This window comes from Chitinophaga sp. YR573, assembly GCF_900110995.1.
In the GTDB taxonomy this organism is placed as follows: Bacteria; Bacteroidota; Bacteroidia; order Chitinophagales; family Chitinophagaceae; genus Chitinophaga.
This window is the reverse complement of sequence record NZ_FOJF01000001.1, coordinates 3,566,548-3,578,051: the sequence shown is the minus strand read 5'-3', so window position 1 is coordinate 3,578,051 and position 11,504 is coordinate 3,566,548. Positions and strand designations below refer to the sequence as shown.

Here is an 11,504-nt window from a genome sequence, read left to right as displayed (position 1 = left end):
AAAGATCAGTTTAGAATGGGTACCAGTTTAATGTAATCCAGCACAAGCGTGTTCAATCCGTTAGTGGTAACACTGTTACCCACCAGGTATAAGTTGAGCAATCCGTAGTGATCTGTTGTATAATCACCCAGATACACTTCACCGTAATTATTCAGCTCAACCGTTTTATAGGCGAAGCCGGTAACAGCAGGATCTTTAAAAGCCACTCTCATAGGGAAAGTACCTGTCTGAAAATCATTTACTGCTACCCAGTAGACTTTATATTTTACGGAATTCACTACTGTTCTGTAATTAATCCAGAAAGCATTGATACCATGGTTAGCGATATAGATATCGCGGAATAAGAGATGAGTAAGAGGATTGATACGGGTGCGTACAGAAGATGATTTGGTACGATCTTTCAGATCATAGAACCTTTCTCCTTCTATGATAACCGGTTTTATTTTTGAATCCAGTTCATAATCTATATGGTCCATCACATATACAATCCCGTTACTTACTTTTTGTACGGATACGATGGCATTTCTATCCAGATGGAATTTCACACTATCCTTCACAGAATATAATACTGCTGGTAAATTATCAGGATCATATACCCCGTTAAACACAAGGTCCTTTACCACATTCCATTGCGTAGTGGTATCTGTAAGTGTAGCGGTAGTATCTGTAAAATACTGTACCAGCTTATTCTTTTCATCTGTATAAGCATTGTCTTTCAGGATCACATAGGTGAGAAGCGAATCTTCATTACTGATATCTGTCCTTTGCAGGAAAAGGTTCAGTTCAACGACGCCGGTCCCGGGTTTATAGATAGGCCGGCCTGTCTCCGGATCTACTCCTATCTGTTCGGCAATAGTAGTATCAATACCCGTGTATTTAAGTGATTGCAGGAATGCCTGTTGAAAACCACCAATGCTGTTCAGGTATTCCCAGGCATTCATCTTAGGGAGTAATACACCATCTACAACATGTAAAATGCCATTAGCTGTATACTGGTCAGCACTGGTAATATGTTCTTCATCTACCTGTGTAGCCGTAAATGTTATATTCTTCCCGTTTAATGTCCTGATACGTAAAGCAGGAGACGGCATTGTAGTGAGGTAAGACTGATTGGCAATATGATTCGCTATCAGCAGTTTCAGCTTTGCCGTATCATTTATTACAGAAGGGTCCACACTTTGCAAGGCTGTATTTGTAGGCGCCCATACAGTAAACGTCTTGGAAGAAGCAATCACTTTATCATAACCAGTTTTAACGAGGTATGTATTAAACAGACTCAGATCAGGATTGCCGCTGATCATTTGCAGCAGGTTCTTTTTGAGTGCAGGATCATCAATCCTGTTCCTGTCATTCCATTTATCCTTTTTACAGGAAAGCACTACTAAGAGGAATAATATTATTACAGATCTTGTCATTGTTGCTGCATTAATTAGTTAGGGTCTGGGTACCGGTGTTCCATCTGTTTTAAAACGTGGATACAACTGATCCATATCCTGTGGGATAAAGTGGATCATATCCAGGTTATTGGTATTCTGCGTACCCTGTAAGGTTGTAAAGCGTATCAGGTGGCGGTCGGTTGTTTTGATATCAATAGTACCTACCTGTCGCCCTGCCCAGCCATTAGATACAGGATCTGTAAACCATTTCCAGCCCTGTGCTTCCATTTCACCTTCGCTGCTCACAGGCATAGAGGTAGTGAAATTCATCGTACGCTGTAAAGGTTCTCCATCAACAGAAATCTGGTTCACGTTATTAGAACTACCTGATTGCTTCTGTGTTCTGTAACAGATCCACACTTTATATTTCCCTCTCACCAGCAAAGGAGTTCTTAATTCCACCCAGGCACTGCGATTAGGACCACCTAAAGCAATCTGCAGAAAATCGCCGTTCACATAAGTAGAACCCACTGTATAAGTCATTGCAGAAGGACCAGGCATCGTTATATCTTTAGGCATATTGGTGAGGGCAAAAGGATAATTCTGTTTACCAAAATAAGCAGGCAGATTGCGGATCTCAGGGAAATTGGCCACATCCCAGTAAACAGGTACGGGGTTGCGGATCTTAATTGAGAAATGTCCCATAGCAGTATGCAGTACACCATTGCTGGCAGCATTGTCACTGCCTGGGCGGTTCAGTTCTACACCTGGCTCGTAGATGCCATTAAAAGTATCATCATTGATTAATACGGTTTGTCCCGATAGTTTGGACGTCACTACTTCCAAAGGAGCCAGCGTATTATGCGATGTACTGGAAACAATATCTGCCAGGTATTTTACTCCATACAGGATATGATAATCCACATACAGGTGAAGACTGTCATCCAGATTTTTAGGATCTCCTGTATGAGAGAACCTGGCTTTCAGATCAGCATAACTGTTGAAGCCAGCATTCTTTAATACGGAATCAGATTCGGCTATTACTGTCAGCCAGGCCCGACTACTATCTGTATTAGCAACAGGTAATATATTCAGTGTATCATATAACCCGGCTTCTTTAATGGCCTGTGAGAAAATGGAATACCTGGGATCATTTTCTATCATGGCGGCCAGTGTGAATACCGCTGGCTGTAATACATGATCTATCACATGAATGATCCCATTTCCTACCCTGATATTACTCTCTATGATGTTCGCCTGCCTGTTTACGGTGATCCTTGTAAAACCATCCTTATTACTGGCTCCGGTAATCAGGTACTGACCATACATAGTGAGTTTGTTCAACTTACCATCAGAAAAAGAACTGGTAGAAATAGTGTCTTGCAGCAGATGAAATTTAACCAGGTCTTTCAGTTCCTGTACATCTATATTTTCTATCGCTGCTTTCCCTTTTAATTGCAGATAAGCAGTGATAGCATCATTGTCTGGCACAAATGCTGTATAAGCACCATATACACCCAGAAACCCCTCATCCCCGGTAATAGAAAGGATTTTAAGGAAGGATGAAAATTTATCCGGATGCAGTTGCAGATAACCTGTGATATTTACTTCATCAGAAGTATTAGAAACAATAGCTACCTTTTTACAACTACACAACAGTAACAGACATATAAAGACGATTCTCATAACGTAGTTTTATTGGTAATAAGGATTCTGTACAAGTTGTTTATCCGCCTGCAACTCGTACTGGTTAATCGGGAAGTAATGACTGCGCACATCTTTATACTTATTGATAATTGACTGCTGCATATTTCCAGGTGCGTTGAATGCTACCATATCCAGCAGGATATCAAGATGTGCGTAGTTATCCCGTTTCGCATGGCGTAATACATCATACCAGCGCTTACCTTCAAAAGCAAATTCACGGGACCTCTCTTCCAGTATATAATTGGATACGTCTATTGCAGAAGTAGGATCAGGTGTTCTTTCTGTAAATACCAGTGCATGCGCGCGTGAGCGGATACGGCCTACCAGTTCCAATGCTTCTGCCCCCCTGTTTGTCCAGGCCAATGCTTCCGCCTTTAGCAGCAGGATATCTGCAAAGCGATATACAAACCAATGTGCATAGGAATCAGCAGCTGTCCTGGCATCCAGTTGTGTACCGCTGGTAGCCCCGGCAAACTTCCAGATCATCTGATCAGTGGCCCGGATAGATCCCCCATCCCCCCTGATATCTTTCTTCGTAGCATCTGTTATATCTATCCCATATACTTCTTCCATTACCCTGGGAGAACCAATGAAGCGGTTATTGGCAGCGCCAAACATCAGATAGAAGGGGTTTAACTTCTGTTTATCAAACTGGAACTCAAAAATGCTTTCATTGGAATTACCTGTGAAATACACCGTGTTGAACCACTGTGACTGTACATTGCCATCCATCAATCCAAACCTGCTTGAAAGGATGATCTTATCACATGCAGCGATGCAATCATCATATTTCTCCATCCATAAAAATGCATCTGCTTCAATAGCATATATCGAAAACTTTGTAAGCCGGCCTTTATCTTCCAGTACATTCCCGTACGTTTCCTGTGCATGCTGTTCAGCAAAAACAAGATCTTTCATGATCTGATCATACACTTCCTGTTGTGTACTCTTTTTAAGCTGCTGTAACTGATCATCACCTGAACTCGCCTTTAACTGCAAAGGCACTTCCCCGAATGACCTTAGCAGATAATAGTACATCAGGGCCCTCAGTCCATGCGCTTCTGCCAGGTATGCATCCAGTTGTTCCTGTGTTAATGTTTTATCTGATTCAGTCACCTGCGAAGCAAAATCTATCACTGTATTACAATAGTTGATAGTACGGTAAACTGCTGCCCATCCTGTATAGCTATTACTGGCAAGGATATTCGCCTGCATGATACTGATTTCGTCCACCGTTGTATACAGCGTGGAACTCACCATATCCGCTCTTAATTCTCCCCATACAAAAAGATTCTGCACCAGTGCATTATCCAGCAGAGAAGCGTAACAGCCAATGACAGCTGCTTTTAATTGTTCCTTGTTCTGCCAGTAGTTATCACGGATAATACCATCCTGTGGCTTTACGTCCAGCCATTTACTACAGGATGATAAAAAGATCATTATCAAAAGAAATTTGTACTTCATATCTATCAGTTTAGAAACTGGCAGTGATGCCTATCAGGAAATTCTTTGCAGGAGGCGTCAGGGCATTATCCACCGGATAAGCAAAAGGGTCGTTATCTCCTTTCATAGATACATCGGGGTTCTGACCAATGTACTTTGTCCAGGTATATAAATTCTCCGCTGTGATATAACATCCGGCGCTCCTGATCCCCAGTTTATCCAGGATCCTCTTACCAAAATTGTATCGTAGTGTAACAGACTGCAACCGCACAAAAGAAGCGTTCTGCACATATCTGTCGGATCCCAGCCAGTTATAACCGGAACGGTATAACGCTCTTGGTATATCTGTTACATCTCCGGGATTACGCCATCTTCTCAATACGACGGTGCTCTGGTTATCATATCCGTACATGTTGCTGGTATTCATATCAGCCTGGTTCACCAGTTGGTATCCCAGCCTGTAAACAAAGTAAGTAGTCAGTTTAAGGCTGCCCATGAAACTAACGTTGGGCCCAAACCCGCCTGTAATTTTAGGAATCCCGTTACCCAGGTATACAATGTCTTTGTTATCGATATTGCCATCATGATTGATATCCTCATACATGGCATCACCTGGTTGAAAAGTGTAGTCTGTAGCTGGGTAATTGAAGCGCATGTACAATGTTTGCCCATTGGCACCCGCTATCTTACCCCCTTTGGCATCCCTCACAATGGTGGCATCCTGGTCTTTATAGACCCCTTTATACCTGAAGCCATAGTATGATCCAAAAGGATTACCGATCTGTAAATAAGTCTTATACAGGCCATTCTGATTGATGGCTACATTATTCTCCCGCGGGAAGAATTCAGAGACAGATCTCACCACATTTGTATTGCGGGCAATATTGAGGTCAAAGCCTATCTGCCAGTTCTTTGTTTTTATAGGGATTGTATTCAGCAACACTTCCCATCCCTGGTTATCCATCGTCCCCACATTCATCGCTATATCTGAAAATCCCGAGTAGGAAGGGATTTGCAGGTTCTCATAAAACATGTCTTTAGTGCGGTTCCGGTAGGCTTCTACATCTAACCTTATCCTGTTCTTAAAAATCCATAGATTAAAACCCAGGTTCTGTCCTACTACTGTCTGCCATTTCAGGTTAGAAAGTTCAATATTGGAAGGATATACACCAGACATGCCCATATAACTATATCCGAAAGGCTGATAAGTATTGAAATAATTCCAGGCATCTTTATCAGGAGGAGCAGAACCACTTTGTCCATAACTGGCCCTGAAACTCAGGTCATCAATGAACTTGTATTTTTTCATGAATGGCTCTCCTGAAAAACGCCATCTCAGCGAAAGTGAAGGGAATAATCCATACCGGTGATTAGGGCCAAATCTTGAATTACCATCACCACGAACGCCTGCGTTTATAATATAACGATCCAACAAACCATACTGGCCCTGTAATAACAGTCCCACACTTCTTGTTCTTCCCTGCACAGACTCCAATACCAAATCTGAATTAGCTGTTCTGGAAGGATTAGAAGGGTCCTGGAATGCAGAAGAAGCTGTATTGGAAGTAAGTGCATTATGCGTCACATAATTCCTGTCCTCTGTCTGGATAGACATTAACGCCTGCAGGTTATGATTAACGTCGTTCTTTTTGCGGGTGTATATTAAATTGGTTTTTGTGTATACGTCCAGCACATCTCCATCGCTGTCTCCTGCACGGTTTACCACTGTTTCTGTTATTGGTCTGCCTGTGGCTACCTGTGGCAAAAAGGTGGTTGCTTTTGTATTATTGATATCAAACTGTACATCAAAAGTGGCCAGCAGTGAGGATGGGATCACATCATACTGAATATTGAATTTAGGCGTGATACGTTCTCCTACCTGCTTGTACATACTTTCCATGGCTAATGCCACCGGGTTATAAGTTTTGTAGTAAATACCCTGGATGTTAGAAGCCGGCGACAAATAATTAGGCGTAACATTTCCATATTCATCGTATTCATGAATAGCCATATTGGGCATTTTGGTATAGGCCACTCCTCTTACCTGGTAACTTTTATCCGGTACATAATTCAGGTTATTCACCACATGTGTATAGGTGATATCCGATCTGAAACGGATACGGTTAGATACGTTATAGTCCAGGTTAATTTTAGAGGTAATACGGCTCAATGCAGTACCTACTGTAGTCCCCTTTTGATCCAGATACCCGACGGAAGCATAATAGCGGGCCTTTTCGCCACCACCTGTCATAGACACATTATGTTCCTGGGAATAACCTATACGGGTAATCGCTTTCACCCAATCGGTATTGTTACTGTAATTATAGTACCAGTAAGGGTCATAAGGATCGAATGAAAATTCTTTGTTAGTCTGGATGTTTAAGGGCAGTCCACCAGTGTTTGCTATTTCTTCTGGTATCAGTGTGGCATATTGATCACCACTCAGCAAAGGAACATTAGCAGGTTGTTTTGAAAATGTGCCTTTGAAATTATAGGTGATAGAGGGCTTTCCGATATTACCTCTTTTCGTATTAATGATCAATACACCGTTAGCCGCTCTTGATCCCCATACAGCAGTGGCTGCCGCATCTTTCAATACGGTAATATCCCTGATATCCGAAGGGGCTATATTCAGCAGCTGCGCATATCCCTGTTCATCTGCACTACCAAAATTGAAATCGGAAGGAACTTCCGTATCATATGGCATTCCATCCAGCACAATCAGCGGGTTGGCAGAACCATTGATAGAAGCAGTTCCCCTGATGCGAATAGACATACCCGCGCCGGGATCACCGGATGTAGTACCAATATCCACACCGGGAAGGCGTCCCTGCAATGCCTGATCTATCGATGTAGCAGACAGTTCTTCCAGGTCTTTGGCTTTGATAGTAGCAGTGGCAAACGTGGTATTACGGCTTTCTATATTCATACCGGTACCGTTGTCTACTATCTGGCGGGCAGTAATGTTTACCTCATTTAAATCTCTTGTATTGGATGCCAGTTGAAAATTGATAACTGTTCTGTCATTGATAGGCTGTATAATGGTTTTATAGCTGATAAAAGAAACAGAGATCTGATTTTTAGGATTGGAAATACGAAGGGCAAAGTTTCCATCTATATCTGTCACCACACCTGCTACAGTACGTTTGTCTTTGTCCAGTTCTACTACAGATGCTCCAATAACCGGCAACTTTGTTCCTGCATCCAATACCTTACCTCTTACCGTAATCTTTTCAACTTTCTGCGCATGCAGAGAACTGAATAGCATGATCAGCAAACAGAAAATTATGAAGGGTTGTTTGTACATATTGATCATTGTTATTGAACTTTGTATCTGAGAAAATTATTAATGGAGTGAAGGACTGCCCGGTTAGACAGGTTATTACTCCTGGCGACATTCACCAGCACACTGTTATTAAATGCATCTCTCAGGTCCATTACGTTCAACTGGTTGTTTATTGTAATGAAAGTCAGATCACCACCTGTTGTTCTCAGCAGCGTTTCAAAGGCTCCGGATTTCTTACCATCGGGAACAACGCTGTTTTTATTAAGGATGTGATAGTTGATGAAACGGGTGACTTTGTCTTTGTCCGCATCCAGTGTGGGTGTGAAATTGGGGACGCCTGTTGTGGCATTTCCCGGCAGCCAGCCTTCTTTAACCGCTGTTGAAACAGCATCATTGGTAGGGATCAATACTGTATAGAAATTACCGGGAACAGTGCCTGCAATATCCTTGGTGCTTGTCCATAAAGAGGAGCTTTTCAGATACTGGTAAAAGCTGTTAAAGTTGGTAGGATCAGTAGTTGCCAGTTGTTCAATATGAAAACCAATAGGGTTTTCTGTGAAGGTGAGCAGTCCATCTGTATAATATACGTTACCATTCTTCGCTGTACTTAGTTTATCAATATGTAACACTGTACCCGCATCTGCATTTCCACTGGCAAATACGGTATTGTTCTTATACTTTACATACTCTCCGTTCCATGCTTCTACGATCCCCTCTCCGGAAAGGTCATCGAGTTCTCCGTTCAGGGTAGTTAACACAGACGTCTGTAATATGCGGTATAACCTGTCCTGTGCACCTGAGCCAAACTGGATAGTACCACCTGGTGCCTGGTAAGACCAGTCATTTCTGTCTGAATTAAAATCATATCCCGCAGCCCTTAGTTTTGTATCGGGCATCATGAATATTGTATACTTTATACTGGGATTAATGATAGAGAATTTCAGGTCTGCATCCAGTGCTCTTGTCATCAATGAATAGGCAGGATCAAGAAAGGGCTTACCATAAACTGTCCTGAATACATTGGCATCCTGCACGGTATTCATCCCATAGAAAAAGCCATTACTAAGCACCTTTTTATCTGTTATATCAGACATTGTAAAGGTGGGTACTTCATGCTGACTGTTACCCGTTACAGCCAGTTTACCAGGCCATACGCTGTTCTGCCACATATGAGCATTCAGCAGGCTTAATAAAACAATTGGCGGAGCAGCTTCGAATGTGCCATAATTGACAAGTATTTCCTTTTCATAAGCGCGCAACACATCGTTTTTAGGTACGAACAATGTCCATCCCGCTGTTTGTGCATCAGTACTGGATGAGATATAATTTTCATTGTTGGGAGAGAAGGCTAATGCCGCACTATATAGTTTTACAAATACCGAATCTGTTGATCCTGTCAACACCATATTACGGTGTGTGAGATCGGCGTTGGACTGGTAAGTAACCAGTTTGTCCAGCAGGCTTTTGAACTCGCTATAGTCCGGATTAGCTGACAGATAGCCTTCCAGGTTCTGCAGGGGCAGTAACACTTTATCTATTTCATGGATGATCCCATTTTCAGCAGCGATATCTGCGTTTACCACAGTAGCATCCATTACATTAAAACCGGTATAGGGAATACCAGGATAGAAGAAATTATAGTCTGCACCACTTAGTCCGTTTGCAGATAAATACCTGTCGATAAAGTAAGGGATGTTCTTATTGTTGTTATCATTAGCTGCATAGCCGCCATTCCTGTTGGCTGCTATAATCTTGCCGGAGTGAGTGCTTTCTGTATATACCCAGTCGTAGTAAGTGGTTTTCCTTTTGTAACCCTGACTGGTATCTGGTTGTCCTGCCCTCTGGTAATTACTCAGCTGGTCTTTCCGGTAAGCATTATACACAAGTGCGTATGTCACTATTTTACGGGCAGTGAGGGAGTCTATACCATCATCCCCACCAATTCCCTTTTCCTGGAAATACTTTTCAAAGGCAGCATCATTAGCTGCAAAGAATGTCCAGTAACCGGCCTTACTAAGGATATCTTTATATCCTGCTTTATTAATAGCAGCCAGCAGGTGTTTGAAGTTCTTATGCGCTTCCAGTTGCTGGTAGATAGGAGCAGCAAGCCAGTCCGGACGGCCATAATATTCATCAAATGCTTTTTTACGGCAACTACAAATCAGACAAATAAACAATAGAAAGGTTGTACCCGGAAGCTGGATACTTCGGATCATTTTTTTCATAACGAATTCTTTAACATTGTCCCGGCTAACAGAGAGACTAATTCTGGTTGATGATGGAATTTATCTTTATATCTGCTACAGTTCTTCGTGGAATGCTAAGTTAGCAGGACCTTATCTCTCCGGGAATGGAAGATTATACTATTACCTGTAAATATCGGCATGGAAATTTTGGTGAGGCATGGAATATCATACAGCCCCGCTGTATAACTAGTTGAAAATTAGGGTTAAGCTGCTTTATAATATAATATAACGACGCCGGAGTCAAACGTCTTCAGTTTCATTAGTTTCATATTGATCTTATCTTTAAACAATGGTTTTCCCTTTCCTAATATAACAGGATGTACCCAGAGCAGGTATTCATCAATCAGGTTTAACTGCATTAAAGAGCTAACAAGTTTACCACTTCCATAGATGATAATATCTTTACCGGCCTGCTGTTTTAACTCCAGAATCTCTTTGCCGGTATTTCCTCTTACAAATCTCGAATTATTCCACACCGGGGTATCCATACTTCTGGAGAAGACAACTTTTTCATAACGGTTCATCATCTCTGCAAATGCCAGGTCTTCTCTTGGGAAAGACATATCCGCAGCCCGTCCGGGCCAGTACCTCGCCATTGCACTGTAAGTAACCCTGCCAAGGATGATTGTATCCGCTTTACTTAACTGTTCACATAGGGAAAGCGCCATGTCAGGCCCCCATTTTTCAAAATGCCAGTCCAGTTCACAGTTGGGACCTGCTATAAAACCATCCAGAGTAACATTCATGGAAAGAACCACTTTTCGCATGCACACATTTATTTATAATGAGGTAATCACTCCTTCCTCAAGGATATTTTTCATATTCACGAGGCTGATCTCTATATCCTTCCCCAGCATTTTCTCCATGTTCATAAACAATAACATAAGGTTCATGGGATATTTCAGGGTGCTGCTCGCGCCCCAGGTAACTTTTGTCTGGTGAGGGGATAAGGCAGTGGTAGTAAACGGCGTTTGTGCCAGGCCGGCAAAAGGCCTTACAAAACGTACTTCTATATCCAGTTTCTCCCCTTCTACTATGTTTGTAATTTCCTGTTCTCCCTCACCTGCCTTCTTATTACCATTCCAGGCGTAGATAAATCCTACAGTCCCGTCCGTACCGGTAAATGTCTTTTTCATGTTGGGGTCGGTCATTACCCATTTACTGTAATGATCCTGGTTCTTCAGGAACTTCAGATAGTTAAAAACATCCTGTTTTGGCTTATCGACAATAATATCCCGTTGAATAGCATAAGACTTCTTTGAGAATAAGCCTATTATAAAGACTAATACTATAAGCAATACGATAATCAGTAAGATATTCATATGGGTAATAATTTATAGTTACAAATGTATCCCCATTAATATAATTTTATCATGTGTAAACAGGACATCTTACAGGGTTGGTTGCGACTTAATTTCCTTATTTTTACTATTCCACGACCAAAAA

General features: G+C 41.9%; 7 protein-coding genes. All 7 read right to left on the bottom strand.

The features are described from left to right. Positions 1–5: 5 nt before the first annotated feature. Complete coding sequence (locus BMW86_RS15190) at positions 6–1,415, bottom strand: fasciclin domain-containing protein (protein WP_089782576.1); 1,410 nt, start codon at positions 1,413–1,415, stop codon at positions 6–8. A gap of 18 nt (positions 1,416–1,433) precedes the next feature. Continuing rightward, the gene (locus BMW86_RS15185) at positions 1,434–3,062 is read right to left on the bottom strand and encodes a fasciclin domain-containing protein (RefSeq protein ID WP_089782575.1); all 1,629 of its coding nucleotides are present in this window, start codon (positions 3,060–3,062) and stop codon (positions 1,434–1,436) included. 9 nt (positions 3,063–3,071) lie between these two features. After that, positions 3,072–4,547, bottom strand: a complete 1,476-nt coding sequence (locus BMW86_RS15180) for a RagB/SusD family nutrient uptake outer membrane protein (RefSeq protein WP_089782574.1) — start codon at positions 4,545–4,547, stop codon at positions 3,072–3,074. A 10-nt stretch (positions 4,548–4,557) separates the two neighbouring features. Further along, a complete protein-coding gene (locus tag BMW86_RS15175; protein ID WP_089783691.1) occupies positions 4,558–7,833 on the bottom strand; it encodes a SusC/RagA family TonB-linked outer membrane protein in 3,276 nt (1,091 codons plus the stop codon). A gap of 11 nt (positions 7,834–7,844) precedes the next feature. Beyond that, on the bottom strand, positions 7,845–10,037 hold the full coding sequence (locus tag BMW86_RS15170; protein WP_089782573.1) for a fasciclin domain-containing protein: 2,193 nt from the start codon (positions 10,035–10,037) through the stop codon (positions 7,845–7,847). 224 nt (positions 10,038–10,261) lie between these two features. After that, positions 10,262–10,825, bottom strand: coding sequence for a dihydrofolate reductase family protein (locus BMW86_RS15165; RefSeq protein ID WP_089782572.1), 564 nt, complete (start codon positions 10,823–10,825; stop codon positions 10,262–10,264). Positions 10,826–10,837: 12 nt separating this feature from the next. Beyond that, a complete protein-coding gene (locus BMW86_RS15160; RefSeq protein WP_089782571.1) occupies positions 10,838–11,380 on the bottom strand; it encodes an SRPBCC family protein in 543 nt (180 codons plus the stop codon). Positions 11,381–11,504 lie beyond the last annotated feature (124 nt).